This window comes from Acanthopleuribacter pedis, assembly GCF_017377855.1.
Classification (GTDB): domain Bacteria; phylum Acidobacteriota; class Holophagae; order Acanthopleuribacterales; family Acanthopleuribacteraceae; genus Acanthopleuribacter; species Acanthopleuribacter pedis.
The window spans coordinates 68,747-84,994 of record NZ_JAFREP010000006.1 but is presented as its reverse complement, the minus strand read 5'-3'; the positions used below and the strand labels follow the sequence as shown (position 1 = coordinate 84,994).

General features: G+C 59.0%; 14 protein-coding genes. 6 read left to right on the top strand and 8 right to left on the bottom strand.

What is annotated here, in order from left to right:
* Positions 1-35 precede the first annotated feature (35 nt).
* Both J3U88_RS08495 and J3U88_RS08490 read right to left on the bottom strand, forming a co-directional pair.
* Complete coding sequence (locus J3U88_RS08495) at positions 36-572, bottom strand: N,N-dimethylformamidase beta subunit family domain-containing protein (RefSeq protein WP_207858286.1); 537 nt, start codon at positions 570-572, stop codon at positions 36-38.
* Positions 573-729: 157 nt separating this feature from the next.
* Positions 730-981, bottom strand: coding sequence for a hypothetical protein (locus J3U88_RS08490; RefSeq protein ID WP_207858284.1), 252 nt, complete (start codon positions 979-981; stop codon positions 730-732).
* Between the two features lie 532 nt (positions 982-1,513).
* Here J3U88_RS08490 and J3U88_RS08485 point away from each other — a divergent pair.
* A complete protein-coding gene (locus J3U88_RS08485) occupies positions 1,514-3,526 on the top strand; it encodes a N,N-dimethylformamidase beta subunit family domain-containing protein (RefSeq protein ID WP_207858282.1) in 2,013 nt (670 codons plus the stop codon).
* Between the two features lie 3 nt (positions 3,527-3,529).
* Positions 3,530-3,823 carry a hypothetical protein gene (locus tag J3U88_RS08480; protein ID WP_207858281.1) on the top strand — a complete coding sequence of 98 codons (294 nt, stop codon included), beginning with the start codon at positions 3,530-3,532 and terminating at the stop codon, positions 3,821-3,823.
* Positions 3,824-4,052: 229 nt separating this feature from the next.
* Here the strand turns inward: J3U88_RS08480 and J3U88_RS08475 are convergent, their stop codons facing one another.
* The 3 genes from J3U88_RS08475 to J3U88_RS08465 all read right to left on the bottom strand — a co-directional run bounded on the left by J3U88_RS08475 (position 4,053) and on the right by J3U88_RS08465 (position 6,943).
* Positions 4,053-5,210 carry a molybdopterin-dependent oxidoreductase gene (locus J3U88_RS08475; RefSeq protein ID WP_207858280.1) on the bottom strand — a complete coding sequence of 386 codons (1,158 nt, stop codon included), beginning with the start codon at positions 5,208-5,210 and terminating at the stop codon, positions 4,053-4,055.
* A gap of 135 nt (positions 5,211-5,345) precedes the next feature.
* Positions 5,346-6,512 carry an NAD(P)/FAD-dependent oxidoreductase gene (locus J3U88_RS08470; protein ID WP_207858279.1) on the bottom strand — a complete coding sequence of 389 codons (1,167 nt, stop codon included), beginning with the start codon at positions 6,510-6,512 and terminating at the stop codon, positions 5,346-5,348.
* Positions 6,506-6,943: a MerC domain-containing protein gene (locus tag J3U88_RS08465; protein ID WP_207858278.1), complete on the bottom strand. Its 438-nt coding sequence runs from the start codon at positions 6,941-6,943 to the stop codon at positions 6,506-6,508. The genes J3U88_RS08470 and J3U88_RS08465 overlap by 7 nt, the downstream gene beginning before the upstream one ends.
* Before the next feature lie 219 nt (positions 6,944-7,162).
* Here J3U88_RS08465 and J3U88_RS08460 point away from each other — a divergent pair, with 219 nt between their 5' ends.
* From J3U88_RS08460 to J3U88_RS08450, 3 genes are all read left to right on the top strand, one after another.
* The gene (locus J3U88_RS08460; RefSeq protein WP_207858277.1) at positions 7,163-9,856 is read left to right on the top strand and encodes an SGNH/GDSL hydrolase family protein; all 2,694 of its coding nucleotides are present in this window, start codon (positions 7,163-7,165) and stop codon (positions 9,854-9,856) included.
* A 93-nt stretch (positions 9,857-9,949) separates the two neighbouring features.
* A complete protein-coding gene (locus J3U88_RS08455; protein ID WP_207858276.1) occupies positions 9,950-10,357 on the top strand; it encodes a DUF3224 domain-containing protein in 408 nt (135 codons plus the stop codon).
* On the top strand, positions 10,354-11,079 hold the full coding sequence (locus tag J3U88_RS08450; protein WP_207858274.1) for a lipase family alpha/beta hydrolase: 726 nt from the start codon (positions 10,354-10,356) through the stop codon (positions 11,077-11,079). Before J3U88_RS08455 ends, J3U88_RS08450 begins: the two co-directional genes overlap by 4 nt.
* Here the strand turns inward: J3U88_RS08450 and J3U88_RS08445 are convergent.
* Positions 11,076-12,362, bottom strand: coding sequence for an SET domain-containing protein (locus tag J3U88_RS08445; protein WP_207858273.1), 1,287 nt, complete (start codon positions 12,360-12,362; stop codon positions 11,076-11,078). The genes J3U88_RS08450 and J3U88_RS08445 overlap by 4 nt on opposite strands.
* Before the next feature lie 1,639 nt (positions 12,363-14,001).
* Here J3U88_RS08445 and J3U88_RS08440 point away from each other — a divergent pair.
* On the top strand, positions 14,002-14,208 hold the full coding sequence (locus J3U88_RS08440; protein ID WP_207858271.1) for a hypothetical protein: 207 nt from the start codon (positions 14,002-14,004) through the stop codon (positions 14,206-14,208).
* A 180-nt stretch (positions 14,209-14,388) separates the two neighbouring features.
* On the opposite strand, the gene J3U88_RS08435 is transcribed toward J3U88_RS08440, so the two are convergent.
* Both J3U88_RS08435 and J3U88_RS08430 read right to left on the bottom strand, forming a co-directional pair.
* Positions 14,389-15,222: a hypothetical protein gene (locus J3U88_RS08435; RefSeq protein WP_207858270.1), complete on the bottom strand. Its 834-nt coding sequence runs from the start codon at positions 15,220-15,222 to the stop codon at positions 14,389-14,391.
* Positions 15,223-15,282: 60 nt separating this feature from the next.
* Entirely contained in the window at positions 15,283-16,191 is a 909-nt protein-coding gene (locus J3U88_RS08430; RefSeq protein WP_207858268.1) for a proline dehydrogenase family protein, read from the bottom strand.
* Positions 16,192-16,248: the final 57 nt, after the last annotated feature.

Sequence of the window (16,248 nt, the reverse complement as noted above, 5' to 3'; positions counted from 1 at the left end):
CCTTGGTTCGCGGTCTTATTATTTCAGAACACGGATTAGTCGAGCGACATCACGTTGCGCATCAGTTGTTGCAGTTGGGGATCGATCACCAGGCTGCCACCGAAGGTGATGGAACCGGCGGAAAATACGAAACCACCGCCGGGATGACGGTAGAAGGTTATTTCACCGCGGGTTTCCCCGCCGGTCCCGCCGGGATTGGCGCGGGCCAAAACCTGCAAACCCGCGGGCAAACCGGATTGGATCACCGGGCAATTTTCGTAGTTACAGCCCAGGCTACGCGAGCGCGGGCCGTCGCTGGTATCGACCTCCCAAGCACTGGCGGCGCCGTTGTATTTTCCACCGCCGGTGTTCAAACCCGCGGCGCCGATTTCGCTGCCGTCAACCACGCCGGTCCCGGCGAACAAGGGATGCTCGGGCAACAACACGGTGAAGGGATACCCGGTGGCGCCACACATCTCGGTAGAAACACCCAACAAGGTGCGTTCGTGGATGCGGTGGGGCCGGGTTTCGTCGGCGACGCGAATCATGGCCGGACCGCGAGGACCGTTTTCGTCGCCGTCGAGAAACATCATTTGGGTGCGGTCACAGTTGAACTCGCCTTCCGCAATCCTATGGATTCCCGTGACATCAAGATTCTCAGTGACCACCGGGAATTAGGCGACACCATTCGGCAATGGCTGTGCCACTTTAATTAGCCCGAGAGGGGCCGGACGGGTGCCGATGCTCCCATTAGCGTTCGAATTGACCGCGGAAATAATCGGCAAAAACCGAGGCGTTGGGGTCCAGGCTCGATGTTTTTTGGCGTTCGGCCGCTTGTTGGGCCGCGTGTAAATCGCCGTGCGCCAGCGCCGCGAACGCTTGGTTGCGGGCGTTGTCCTGCTGCTGCGCTGATTCGAGGATCGACGTCAAATCGCCGCCGCACCGGGGGCAGGTGGTATGGCCGCGAAAATCAGCGTGGCATTTCATGCAATGATCAATCATGTTCTTTGACTCTTTACGGTGGGGGAGGTTTTTTCGTGTGTGTGGTACTTTTTGAATTTAGGATCACTTGAGGCGCAAGTCAATTTCGAAGGACCCGAAAGCAGCATGTTAACGCGAACATCGTATAAGGACAAGCTTGTTTAGGGTATGTGACTTTAATCTGGGTTAAAAAGTTATCTGGTCGACGCCTCTTTGACCTTTTTTTAAAGAATTGGTGAATGATCTTTCGAGTCGCATGGTTTTTACATTCGTGTACTAATTTCCTTTTGCTTGCGATGCGTTAGGTGTCGCACCATCAACATTTCGCCCGTATTTCGGCTTCGTAGCAGAATTTCTTGTGCGATATGCGGGCTAGGGAGAAACGCATGCATTCGATGAACGAACACCTTCGTTACAACGGCTTATTTGCCACGCCGCGCAGCGACCACCATTTTTTGGTTTCTCCTTTCAATGTGTCTATCACTTTCCGCTCAAAACAACGTCCCCGAATTCATTAGAATGGGGATCCATTTCACCCGGCGACGGTTGGACCGTGCTCACCGGTGATCTCAACGGTGATCACGAAACCGATATGTTCGCCTATTTTCCTGGAAACGGCACCCTGTGGGCCGGTTGGCGCGAGAACAAAACCACCAAAGTCAACAACTGGGGCCGGATTGAACCCGCCGCCGGCCGGCAATTCGCCGTCGGTCAATTCGACGGCGAGGGCGGCGACGATCTCGTCGGCCTGCACCCAAGCGACGGTACCCTCTGGCTCGGTCGCAATACCGGGTCCGCCTTTGAATTCACCCCATGGTCTTCCCTGAATCCCGCCACCGGCTGGACCATCGCCGCCGGCAACCTCAACGGCGACGGCCTGGACGATGTGTTCGCATATTTCAGCGGCACCGGTACCGTCTGGTACGGTCACAATGCCGGTCACACCCTCAACTTCCATGGTTGGGGAAGCTTGCCGACCGGTCACGATTGGCAATTCGATATCGCGCAATTTGTCGCCTCGGATCGAGACGATTTCGTTGCCTACAACCCAACCGACGGCAACCTGTGGGTTGGCACCAATACCGGGAACGGGTTTGCCGCGACGCAATGGGCCTCGGTTACCCCATTTGCCGGCTGGGATTTCGCCGCGGGCAATTTTGACGGCCAAGGCCCCCACGAATTGGTGGGTTACCATCCCTCCAACGGTACCGTCTGGTACGGTCGCAATACCGGCAGCGCCTTTAATTTCACCCGCTGGGGCGATGTGCTCGAGCCGCAATCCGGCTGGTCCTTCCAAAGCGGTGTGTTTCACTGTGACGGGGACCGCGATGAACTCTTCGGTTACGAACGCGGCGAAGGCGGTCTTTGGGTCGGATCCTTAAATCGCGAAGCAGCTGAGGGATACGCTTGGCCTTTGTCCGCCGCGCCGGGCGAAACCATCCAGTTTTATGCTTCCGGCGAAGGGTTGCCGACCGTCGACATTCTCCGCTACGCCTCCGGCGAAACCTTAATGACCACCCTTGAATACACACCCGTGGCGCAAACCACCAACGCGCGACCCTGGCGCTACGGCGCCGGCTGGTCTCCCAGCTTCTCGCCGACCATCCCCGACAATTGGCCGTCCGGCATGTACGCCGCACGCTTCCGCGGCGACACCGGCTGCCAACGTTTTGCGACCTTTGTCGTCAAACCCCGTCCCGAGCAAAAATCCCGCGTGGCGGTGCTGGCCAACGTCGCCACCTGGCTGGCCTACAACACCTGGGGCGGCCGCGGTAAATACCACGGTGCCGCCTTGGTTAGTTACCTGCGTCCCAACCCTTCCACCGCGCCCGTCGGTGAAAACGGCCAAACCCACCACCTCGCACGGGCCGAACGCTGGTTGTTGGGTTGGTTGGAGGACGAAGGCTTTCAACTCGACCTCTACACCGACATCGACTACCACGACGGTCTTGTCCAGGTTTACGACACCCTGGTGATCGGCACCCACCCCGAATACTGGTCGCCAGAAATGATCACCCGCCTGCGCCAGTTCCTCGACGCCGGCGGTTCGCTGGTGTACCTCGGCGGCAACGGTTTATTTGCCTCAGGGTTGGGGATCGGTGAACACGCATTCGATGGGCCGATCCAAAAACGGAAAACGGGAAAACGCTTTTTCCACCGCTTGCAGGTAAGGGCCGTGTTGGTATTCAAAATTCCACTTCTCTACCAGCTCGGTGGCGACGCGGCGAATGGTGGCCTTGTTACTGGGTTTGTGCAGGAAATGCAGGCGATGGGTGTTGCCGAGAAAGGAACGAATTTTGGCCTGGGAGAAAAAACTGGGCGCGGAAAACACCACCATCTCGATATGAGGGAAGTCTTGCCAAATCCACTTAATGGTTTCAATCCCGTTGCGTTTGGGGGGCATGAAGATATCGACAAAAGCCATGGCGACCGGGGTGCCGGCGGCTTCCAACTCGGCAACGCGCTGGTAGGCGTCGTCGCTGTCGTAGGCCTCGTAAAGGTCAAATACGGTGGTAATGTCCGGCTCATTGACGGCGAGCGCGGCCGCATCACCCGACCCGAATAAGGCTTGTTCCAGTTCATCAAACGCATCCGGTTCGGGTACTTGCGTGGGCAGGATTTTCCAAAAATCGCCACGCGCCATGGGGCTGTCGTCAATGATCAACACGCGGTTGTTGGGTTCGCAGCCGAGCAAGGCGTCGAGCACAATGCTGCTGCGTTCGTTGTTGCGGTGGGGGAAACAGTAATCAATGACGATGGTGTGCAGCAAAAAGGTCGGCCGTTCGAGGATGAGGATTTTTTGGTCCAAGAACCGCAGCACAAAACAGTCGTCCACCAACTGCCAACGCTGGTGCTTTTTTAGGGTTTCTTCGTCGGCAACATCTTCTCGAAAGGGGGCAAGGGCTTTGTCGACCACCTCATGGATCAATAACCGACACATGTCGAGCAATTCTTGCAAGGGTACCTCGCCGGAAAAGTACGGCAATTCTGAATGTTTGCGCAAAAGTGATAGTTAAAAATAACACAGCCTAGCCCGCATTTCCTCAGTGACTTCACCCCAACCTCGGCAAATGCCCGTTCTTGGGCAAGGTCTAAAGCAGCGCCCCGTCCAAACGCAACCATTCGGCCTGCTTCTCATCGATGTCTTTGGCACCGGTTAAATCCAAGCCCTGGACCTTGGCGCCCTTCTCCGGTTTGGTGTCTTTGGCCAGGTTTTTGTCGGAATAGAACTTTGCGCCGGCCAGGTAGGCCTCGCGCATATTTGCACCGGTGAGATCGGCACTGCTGAAATCCGCGCCCTCGGCATCGACCTTGGTTAGATCGGCACCATTGAGCAGACAATGGTTCAATCGGGTCAGCGAGAGGTTCACGCCCTGCATGTCGGTGCCGACAAAGGATGTCTTGCTGAATTTACACCCGCGTAATTTGGCGACAAACTTGCCGTCCCGAAATTTAAACCCTTGAAAATCCTTGGGTAAGCTAAGGCCCATCTTCTGTTGCATCACATCAACCTTGGCCAGAATTAGCCGGGAAAAATCGCCCTTGGCAACCAGGTCGTCCAAGGTAGCCTGCCAATGGGCCTCGGTAATCTCGTCACTGATGTCACTGCCGTCCGGCGCCACCTGGGTAATCAACCGCATAATGGGCGTAAAGCGTTCATCCTCGGCAACCCGCGCAAGGTTGTGGTAGCCGGCGTAGGTTTCCCAGGTACCGCGACATACATCGATGGGTCGGGTGGTCAGTTCAATCTCACCGAGCCATTTGAGCGACTTGTAAAAAAAGCGATCTGGACCCACGGTTGAGCGCAGGGGAAAACCGTTGTCGTAGGGCAGATCTTCGCCGTTCAGTTTCCAGGCCAACATGACCTGTCCCGAGTTCAGGCAGTAATCCATGTCGAGCGAGGTCTCATGGGCCAAATGCTTGGGGCCGCAGGTCGCACGGGCTTTGCTGCGAAAAATGACGGTTTGGTAGGCGGAGACGTCGCCGATTTCCGCAACGAGTCGGGTAAAGGGCAACCCGGTGAAACGCACGGATGTGTTGTTGCCGGCGATGCGGCCGGCGGAAACACATAAAATTCCCATCTCGAGATCGGCGGTTTCCAGCGCGGCCAAATCGGCAAGGCTGAAGTCCCGTGCGAAACCATCGGCCTTGAGCCGTAAACGCCAGTCCGCGGGCGAAGGTAAGGGATTGCGTTTGTGGCCCTCGCCGTTATCACCCACAACCCGTAAAACGCGCGTTTGTTTCGCCATGAAGCCACTCCCTTGGCACCGACCGAGACGGTGCGCGTGATGAAAAGTCGGGTGATTTTAGCCCGAAACACGGGGAGGCAACAAGCGGGCTGATGCGCGGATCCCCCGGTGGGGTGAACCGGGAGATCGCGGAGGTTATGCGCGTTTCATTAAGTAGCTGAGCAGGTTACCGGCGCGACGACCGCCCGCGATGTTGCGGGCGACGGGACCGAGGGTCAGCTCGCCCAGGGCACCGGCGGTAAACAGGCGCGGGTGCCAGCGCAGGAACCGATCCGTTTCGGGATAACCACAGGGCGAAAGCGGAAGTTGGTGGCGTTTGGCCAAAGCCTGGATCATGGATTGACCCGGCGGGGCGACCTCAAAACCGGTTGCGAGAATGACACGGTCGGCCACCAAAGTTTGATCGGCAACCCGCATCACGGCAGAACCGCCTTCCCAAACTGCTTGGTCCACGGTACCTTGCAACCAAACCAAATCACCGGCGCGGCGGGCACGCTCCATGCGACGATAAACATCGCTGGGCATCGAACCGCGGTAACGGGCGCCGCGAATCAACCGACGGCGCACCACGACATCGCGTTCCCGGCTGAAACGGTTCATGTATTTGGGACCCAGCCAGCCCGGGTCGGCGTCAAACTGGTGTACCAGCGGCGGGTTCTTGGCCACGATGATCACTTTCTCACCGCCGCGGGCCAAGGCTTTTAGCGCGAATTGCGCGGCGCTGATTCCGGCGCCGACCACCACGGTTAAACCGTCGACCTCCAGACAATCACTGCAGAAGTCGGGATCGAACAGGTGATGCACGACGCCGCCGTCCCGTACCATGGTGTGGGCCCAATCGGGGCGACGCGGCGGCGCGGCACCAAGCGCGGTGACCACGCGACGGGCACGCAACACACCACCATCGGTCTCAACGGCGACGTGGTTCTCTTCAAGGGTCATTTCCAGGGCGCGTCCCTGAACCCGCAGTTCATCCAAGCCGTTGCTTTCGATCACGTGGCGGCAGTGCGCGTTGAACATGGCCAACTTGGGCCGTTCATAAGGGGCAATCGAAACACGCCCCTCGCGCCATTTTTTAGAAAAATGTTTCAACGAAGCGGGCGCCAGATCAATGTGGTGAACCATCGGCGAACGCAAATAAGTCATGCCGGTATTTTTGGTGCAGCGCATCCAACCGGCCAACGCCTCGGCCTCGGGGTCCAATACACGAATTTTCTCGGCGGGCACCTCGCAGGTACGCCTCAGCACGTGCGACAAATAAGTCCCCTGAATGCCGCCGCCGAGGATAAGCCAATTCAGCATTCGTCCACCTGCCCCTCTGCCGGACAACACGCGTCGTTACAGGGTTTCGCCCGCAAGTTAATGCTGTGCCCACTGATCAGAAAAAACGCGCCCAGGACGGTCAACCCTTTTTCAACCCATTCGCCGCCAACCCCTTCTAGGCCAAGCGCGGCGAGGAGGAACAAGCAGCCGAGACCACCCAACCACAACACGCGGCGTTGCTTGTGGAACTGGTAACCGGAGCCAAAGGTGAGCAAGGACAACGGCAAAATGGCGAGGGTCAAACCCAGGTGAACCGCCTCGCCGCCAAACGGGGCAAGCGCGGTAAAGGCAACCAGCAGTGAAGGCAACACCAAACAATGAACCAAACAAAGGACGGATAAGGTCCCCCCCAGCCAATCGAGACCTGGCCGATGGGGGAAGGCGGAAAAGACACGCGCGAAAGAAGCCATAGGGAAACCTCAAAAAACAAAACATCACAGACAACTGAAAACGATATACCGTTATCATAAAAATGCCAAGCCCTTTCGATATTGGATTATCAGAAATTGCGCACGGGATCGCCCCCGCCCTGTTTCCTTCGCTGGGAATCACGGCGACGCCCCCCAAAGGGACCCTTTCTCGTTTTTTCCCGCCCTTAACCATGGGTCAAAAAGATAGGCGACGCTAAAATGACGCCACCAACCCATAACTTTAAGGAGGCCGATTTGGTAAGCGCGCCTTTGATTGTTCAACTCGTTTGGTTGTTTCTGCTCGCGGAGCCCGGGCGCTCGGTTCCATCGGTTTCCCCACCACCCAACGCCGAACTGATGGGTCCGGTCTGGGACGGTTTGGCCGCGGTTTGGCCCGACCCGAACCAAAAAAAAATAACCCTTGTATGCCACGGCCACAGCGTACCCGCCGGTTATTTTGATGTGCCGCGGGTTGATACCCTCGGCGCCTATCCGCACCAACTGCAACACTTACTCAAGGAGCACTACCCTTTCGCCGACGTGCATGTGGTTGTCAGCGCGGTCAGTGGAGAAAACGCTTTGCGCGGGGCCAAACGCTTCGACCGCGACGCCCTCGCCCACCGACCCGACGTGGTGATCCTCGATTACAGCCTCAATGATCGCCTGTTTCCCCTCGGCGAGGTGCGCGCGGCTTGGGTGTCGATGATCAAAGCCGCCCAACGGCAAGGGGCGCGGGTGATCCTGATGACGCCCAGCGCCGATTTGGAAAGCAACCCGTTTGACGAGACGGATCTGTTGCAACAACACGCCCGTCAGGTGCGCGCGCTGGCGGCGGAATTCGGCACCGGTCTGGTCGACAGCGACGCGATCTTTAAACAACGCCTGCAGCGCTTCGGACACCTCGATGACTGGATGAGCACCAGCAACCACCCCAACCGGGCGGGCCACGCGGCCATAGCCGCGGCGCTGTTCACCTGGTTTGTGCCGCCACCACCCCAACCCGCGCCGGCCGGACCACCGCGCATCCTACACGAGGGGTCGGTTTGGGCCTGGCGCGGACCCACGGGCACGCGCCACGTGAGCCTGCGGCTCCCGCGTCGGAAGCCGCAAGCCATGCTCATTTTTGGGCACCGCGGCCGTGACGGCGACAGCCGAGACCGCCTCGACGTGCCCACCGTTCAGGCTTTTGCGGAACGGCACGGCTGGGTGTTGGTCGGTCTACAGGGCTTCGACGGCCCGGACCTCCTACAAAAGGGCGCGGCCCCCTTGTGGCGGGCTTTAAGCGAACTGGCCGAAGCGGCCGATCAACCCGGCTTGGCCTCGCTCCCCTTCTTCGCGTTCGGCCACGAGAACGGGGGCCAAACGGCTTTTGCGCTGGCCGCCGACCGGCCCGATTTATGCCTCGGCTTCGGCAGCAATAACGCCACCTGGTTTCTCGGTAAAACACCACCGCCCGCGCTGTTGCAGGTTCCCGGTGGTTTTGTGTTGGGCGCCTACGACCCAACCCTTACCCGAAAGGCAATCGCGGATATGCAGGCCTTAACCGAATCGGTGCCTGCCTGGTCGCTCCTCATCGAACCTGATAAAGGCCGTGAAACCGGGGCATCGGAGGCATTTTGGTTTGCCATGGCCGATCAGATCGCGACCCAGGGCGCCTTTGGCACGGAACCCAGGGCGCTGCTCAACGAGGCCCTCACCCGGGATGCGGACGCGCCACCCTTAACCCTATGGCGAGACGGCCCGGACACAAAGATCGAGGCGGGTTCGCCGCTCACAAGCTTTGTCGATGCCCGCGGCGAGCGGTTCGAATGGATTCAGATAACGGGCCAGGGCGTTCAGCGGCAAGAAACAGAAAACAACACGGTCAAATTCACCCCGACACAGGGTCTTAACCTGTTTATCGCCAAAGTGTTTTCCAAAAATAAAACCACCACATCCCGCCCCACAAGCCTCTTTGTGGGCGATAAAAACGAACCCGCCGCCGACCTCCCACAACCTTTTAACAACCTCCATCCTCAACACCCACGTCCGGCCCACCTGGCCGCAAAACCGGTCTCGCACATGGGCCTGAGCACCTTACCGGGCGCGGATCTCAACGACCGCAATTTGGTTGCTTACCGCCTCACGCCCGAGCAAGAACAGGGACAAGAATGGCAGGGCAAGGTCGTGAACAGCTGGTGGGCGGGGTTTGATGATGGTTGGGATCAGCTTGTTTTGAATTCTCGAGATCACGCGGCGCGGGACGCGATCTTTTCGCAAACAACCACCCGCGACGCGGGTTTAAGCGTGCGCGCCGCCTACGGGGCGCACGGCCTGTACTTTCACATCAGGGTCACGGATCAGGAACCTTATGGGGCGCCACCCAACTTTGATAATTTTGTGTTTCTTACCCTGGACCCCTTCTCCGCCAAACAGATCCAGGCGGCGCATCCCGGTGACGTCTTCCTGAAGCCGGCCCGCCATACCCTTACCCAAACCTTCAGCCGCTTCGACATCGTTTTTGCTATGGGGGAACCGGAGATTACCGTCTGGCGACCTCGATTATGGCGCGTCACCCAAACCGAGCCGACCCAAGCCCAGTTGGACAGCCCCGGCCTCAAAACCAGGGTCCTCGCGAACCAACCCCACGTTTGGACCATCGAGCTGAAACTGCCCTGGGCCGTCGCGGGCCTGGATCCCGAGGGAAAACGCCGGATGGGTCGCATGCTCGGGTTTAGCATCGGTTTCCATGACGACGATCCACGCCAACCCGGTCGGAAGCTGGTGTGGCCGGGCGCTGTTGCGCCCGCTCGGAAGACGGAAAACGGTGCTGAACCAGACGTTTGGGGTGACCTGGTGCTGGGTCCCCGAACCCCACCCGCCCCCGTGCCGGCCCCCTCGGCCACCCAAAAAGACCCGGCGCCGGCAAACTAAAATGCGACGAGTACCCTTTCCCTTCGCCTGTTTGGTTGTTAGGCTTGAATCCAGGCGGGGTTTCCCGCCAATCAGTCGCACCAAGGAACCCTCATGTCCCACCAAATCAGCGGTGAATTCACCGTCAAACTCTCACCCCAACCCCTGAAAGGCAGCGAGGGCGAAACCACACTCGGTTTAATGACCATCGACAAGCAGTTCAGCGGCGACATGGTGGGCAGCAGCTGGGGCCACATGCTGTCGGCGCGCGGCAAGCAAGGCGGCGCCGGTTACGTGGCCCAGGAACGGCTCGAAGTCCGCCTGGCGGGGCGCGAGGGTGGTTTTGTGCTGCAGCACAGCGGGTTTATGTCACCCGAGGGCCAATCGCTGGATATTTCGGTCGTTCCCGGCTCTGGTACCGAGGAGCTCCTCGGCATCAGCGGCACCATGACCCTTCGCATCGACAACGGGCGCCACTTCTACACCTTTGAGTACAGCTTACCCAACGAGGCCGAAGCATGAGCCAGGACGCTTTTTTCGAGAAAAAACCCATCGAGGCGCCGGGAACTTGGGCACCCCTCGCCGAGCTGTTGGTACCCATCGATGTGATCGGCGGATTGGCTTCCTGGTGCTGTCCCAAACGCGATAGCCTGGGCAACGGCCAACGCGTCCTGCTGCTGCCGGGATTCGGCGCCGGTCCCAACGCCATGACCGCGCTCAAAAGCGTGGCGAACGGCTTGGGCTTTGACGCCCGCGATTGGGGACTCGGCCAAAACAACGGCAAGGTACCGCACCTACTGCCCGCCTTCGTCGACATCCTAAAAGCCGCGGCCGAGGAAAGCGGCCGACCGGTGGTGCTGGTCGGCTGGAGCCTCGGCGGGTACATTGCGCGCGAGGCGGCCCGCGATAACCCGGATCTGGTCGCCCATATTATCACCTTGGGTACCCCGGTTTGGGGCGGTCCCAAATACACCACCATCAGCCGTTTCTACCGCGACAAAGGCGTGGATGTCGACCAAATCGAAGCCGATACGATTGAGCGCTACCGCACGCCGCTGACCACACCGGTCACCGCCTACTACACCGAGAGCGACGGAATTGTTTCGCCGCAGGCCTGCATCGATCATTGGTCCCCCAACGTCACCCACGTCAAAGTCACCTGTACCCACCTGGGCATGACCTTTTCGCGCCAAGTTCTGCGCGGGGTGACCGTAACCCTGCGCCAACGCTGGCCCGCCGATTAAGCCTTGAGAAAAGGCAGCGAGGCACGCCAGGTCGTCACCCAAGCCGCGACCACCCCATCGTCAATCCAACGGGGCTCCGGGGCTTGCCAGTCGAGGGCCGGTGCATCCAAGGCTTCGAGGGCACGTGCACAAAAAACCCGTGCCTGCAGCAACACCCGTTTTTCGGAAAGCGTAGCGCGGCGCACCATCTGCTCGGCAAAGGTCCAGGTCCCATCCGGCCGCGCCAAATCAGCGACATCCTGTTCAAAGGTCTGGTAGAAGCCGGCCACGCTCCGGCCCAGTTCGGCAAACAACAGGCGCAAGGCGGCGATTTCTTCCTGCGCGGTTAAACTTTCGATTTGCGGCCGTAATTCCACGGCGGTCACCCAACGGGCAATGGTTAAACAGGCGTTAATCGCGTCAAAATCAGCGGCGGTCACCATCATTTCCCACACCATGGTGCCGTTCATTAATTGGCGCTTGACCGGCGCTTGCGGATCCTCGGCATTGAGTTGCAGCACCAAGCGGCTCTGGCCGGCGCGCATCGCGTGATCCACAAAGCCGTAATTCACAAAATAATGGACATCTGACGCGGCCCCGTAACTCACCAACAGCTCGGTATCGGCGGGCAACCCCTCCGGCGTCTCCAAAACAATGCCGTCAGGATCCGGCCGAAAACTACTTAAGTTACATTCAGGAAGATGGTTGTATAAATCTAAAAGCGGCACGAGGGCGGGAACGGTGCCGCCCTCCCCGTCCGGCACGGCAAAAGCGCGGCTCGAACACAAGGTATACGCCCAAAAGAAATCGGCCTGGCTAAAAGTCCAGCCGCTGTCGAGTTTTTCTTGCAGCAGACTCAGTTCCGCGGTGAGTTCTTTAAATCGCGCCACGGCCATGGCCTGGGTCATGGTTCCGGTTAAAAACGGGAAAAGGTCGTCGGCCAAAAACAAGGGCACGCTGTCAAAAGAACGCGGCAACACGGCCCAGTAGGGCGCCCAAAAAGAATCGGGGTTGGGGAATTCCTGCAAGACCCCGACGGCCAACATGCCGTGCATGGTTTGGAATGCGCCGCCCGCGTCGTGGAACGCTTGTACCAAAGGCGTTTCCGCGGCGTGTTTTTGCATGAACATACAGGTGCGCGGTAGTTTGAGGGCGCGATCACCGGCGGCGAAGTCGCGGTTGTTGCGCACCAAGCATTGCCCATGGGCATCCACCTCAAAACGTTGATCCGGCATCTCGGCACCGTGCTCCCGGCACCACACCAATAGGTCGTTCAAAAGATCCAAGCGGCTCGTTTCGGTCATTCTGGGCTCCCCTCGTTTTGGTGCACCCATCATACAGCCAAACCGTGGAGCGAACATGGAGACAAGGAATTTTCGCCGTGCGCGGAAATTTGGGGCAGACCCTCACCACCCCGCTACCATCACAGGCCGTCTTTCGCCCCAATACCGCTAATTCCCGGCCGTGCCTTGACCCGGCGCGCCCTCATCCTTGGATGCGTTCCGCTCCGTTACAACCATTCCTTGGCGGTGCCTTGACCCGGCGCGCACCCATCTTTGGCCGTTTTTCTCCCCAATACCGCTAATTCCCGGCCGTGCCTTGGCCCGGCGCGCACCCATCTTTGGCCGTTTTTCTCCCCAATACCGCTAATTCCCGGCCGTACCTTGGCCCGGCGCGCACCCATCTTTGGCCGTTTTTCGCCCCAATACCGCTAATTCCCGGCCGTACCTTGGCCCGGCGCGCACCCATCTTTGGCCGTCTTTCGCCCCAATACCGCTAATTCCCGGCCGTGCGTTGACCCGGCGCGCACCCATCTTTGGCCGTCTTTCGCCCCAATACCGCTAATTCCCGGCCGTGCCTTGGCCCGGCGCGCCCCGGAGCGGGCCGCACCACCCCATCCAAGGACCCTGCTTTGATGAAACGCGAGGCAGCGCCTCGCCACCCTGAACGCATGCTGTAGGCATGCCAGATATTAGCCCCGGGTACGACCATTGAAAATGGTCGTACCCTGGGTGCTGGGGGTTCACGGCCAGGAAGGCCCTGGAGGGGCCGACACCACAATAAAATGTTCCCTGGACGTCCCGTGAATGCATGAAACCACCGATGCGGTTTGCGGTTGTGATGCAAGCCCCGTCACCATGCCCGGCCGTCCATGATTCACAGGGTCCGGTTTGCGGTTGTGATGCCGGCCCCGTCACCATGCCCGGCCCTCCATGATTCACAGGGTCCGGTTTGCGGTTGTGATGCCGGCCCCGTCACCATGCCCGGCCCTCCATGATTCACAGGGTCCGGTTTGCGGTTTTGATGCCAACCCCGTCACCATGCCCGGCCCTCCATGATTCACAGGGTCCGGTTTGCGGTTGTGATGCCAACCCCGTCACCATGCCCGGCCGTCCATGATTCACAGGGTTCGGTTTGCGGTTGTGATGCCAATCCCGTCACCATGCCCGGCCGTCCATGATTCACAGGGTCCGGTTTGCGGTTGTGATGCCAACCCCTTCGGGGTTTACGGTTCGGGAACCCCATTGGACCCAGAGCAAATTGTTGTGTCACAACAATTTGATCAGGGCTGAAATCCCCGACACCTTCAGTGTCGCTGGAAGAGGCTCGCCTCGGCTCGCATTTTAAACCAGTTATGGACCTTGCACGGCGGTGTGCCTACCTCGCAGAGGTAGGCCGGATCGCCACCCAGCCCCGCCGTCGATATGCATCCCGACACCACCCAGCCCGGCAGACGATATGCATCCCGACGCCACCCAGCCCGGCAGCCGACATTTGTCCCATCGCCACCCAGCCCGGCAGCCGATATGCATCCCATCGCCACCCAGCCCGGCAGACGATATGCATCCCGACGCCACCCAGCCCGGCAGCCGACATTTGTCCCATCGCCACCCAGCCCGGCAGCCGACATGCATCCCATCGCCACCCAGTCCGGCAGCCGACATGCATCCCATCGCCACCCAGCCCGGCAGCCGACATTTGTCCCATCGCCACCCAGCCCGGCAGCCGACATTTGTCCCATCGCCACCCAGCCCGGTAGCCGACATTTGTCCCATCGCCACCCAGCCCGCGGCCGACATTTATCCCACCGACCCGGCCAACATCAGCCGCAACGACACCCATCCCGGCCCCGTCCAGCCAAGGCGGTAGCGGCAAAACCAAGCAAAACTCAATCGCCCATCTACATCCAGGTGGACCCATTCATCCGCGGGCGGAGAGGGCCAAACCGAGCAGGCAACCTCAATCGCCCATCCCAAAAATCCCCATATCCTGAGAAATTCCGAATACCAAACCAAACCAAATCCAAACCAACCAGGCTCAAAAAAGCACCTAGCGAAGCTTGGCCTCCACCTTCAACGCCTCACCCTTCACCAGCACGGTCCCTTTAAAAACATCGCCATCCCGGTCCAAAGCCGCGGTGATCCCCTTTTCCTTGATCGTGAAGGACAGCCGCTCGCCGTTGTAGCGCACACCGGCCAGGTTCCGTTCAAAACCTTGAGGGGTAATCCAACTCCCACGGGGGTCACCCATCCCGCCCGAAAAACTCAGGTACCAGCGCCGTTTCTTGCCTTCAACCGTGGCCATCAACCAATCACCTTTAAGCACAAAGGACGCTTCCTCAACGTACACCGTTTCATAAGCTTCATCGCCGGACACGGCTTCATCCTCCGGCACCCCTTCTTCCCCGGACACGGCTTCATCCTCCGGCACCGCTTCATCCTCCAGCGCGGCCTGGGGCGTCACCACCGCCGCGGCAACCTTGCTTTCCACCGCGGCCGGTTTGGTTTTCTTGCGTTTCACGATACGCCCCTTGCGCCGCTCCTTCCCACGCATCGCCACCGCGATCCGTTCATCGGCCGGCCGGTCCCACAACGTACCCACAAAATAGGATTCCTTGCGCGTGAGCGTCACCGTGTAATCAAAATCAACAACGTTAAACCGCAGGGTTTCACCATCGAACCGCACCGCCCGCAGGGGTTTCTGTATGCCGCGATGGTCCGTGTAGGTACCGCCTAAGGAGTTTTTGGTGGCGGCGAAACGCACCACGTGCCGGAGTTTTGTTTCCTCCCCTTCCAAATACCAACGCCCCTTGAGAAACAGATGAACCTCATCGTTGGCAAACAGAGGAATCAGGAACAACCCGAGAAAAATGGTGAAACGCAACGCCGTCGCCTCCTTGATGAAACACGAAGGGCGACCACCACCGTGATCGCCCCAACCTTTTTAACCTTTAATAAACATCGCTTTGAAGAATTGGCCCGCCAGCGATGGGTTTTCCTTCAGCCGCCGCACCGAATAACCGTACCAATCTTTGCCAAAAGGTACGTAGATGCGCAACTCGTGGCCGGCCGCACGAATTTGATCCCGCAAGCGCTCGCGCACGCCGAGCAACATCTGGAATTCGTATTGATCGGTTTTCAAGCCACGCGCCTTAATGATCTTGGCCGCCTCTTCATATAAATAGTCGTCGTGGGTGGCAATCCCCACGTAGGCACCCGCATCAAACATCGCATTTAACGAGGCGATGAAATTGGCGCGCACCTCCTCATAACCCTTGTAGGCGATGGCTTCCGGCTCCACGTAAATCCCTTTGCAAATGCGGAAATGGGAAGAACCGGCCGCGGTAATGCTCGCAATGTCGTTCAGTGTGCGCCGCAGGTAGGCCTGCAACACGATGCCCACGTGTTCGGGTCCGTATTTTTTGCGATAGGCGTCGTAAAATTCAATCGTCATGTCGGTGCAGGGCGAATCCTCCATGTCGAGCCGCATGAAGTTGCCATGCGTTTTCACGTCCTGCATGAGTTGGTCAATCAGCTTAAAGCAGCGATCTTTATCCAGCAGCATGCCGAATGAGGTTGGTTTAATGGAAACGTTGCCGTTGATTTGGTGTTTGGCGATGGCCGCCAACACGTCCCGATAACCTTCGTACGATTCAATCGCTTGATCGAAGTGTGTGACAAATTCACCCAGAATGTCGATGGTAACGCGGAACCCCTCGCGATTAAGCCTTTTACAGGTTTCAATCGCCTTGTCCAAGGAATCGCCGGCAATGTAGGAACGCGAGAGCCGGGCCACCACCGGTTTCGGCACGAACGGAAGGGTTTTCACGATAAATTGGTCGAGAACTTTCATGAAATCGTCATTCTCCAGAGGGAAAAATTTTGGAAACAGGAGCCCGCGGGAACATGC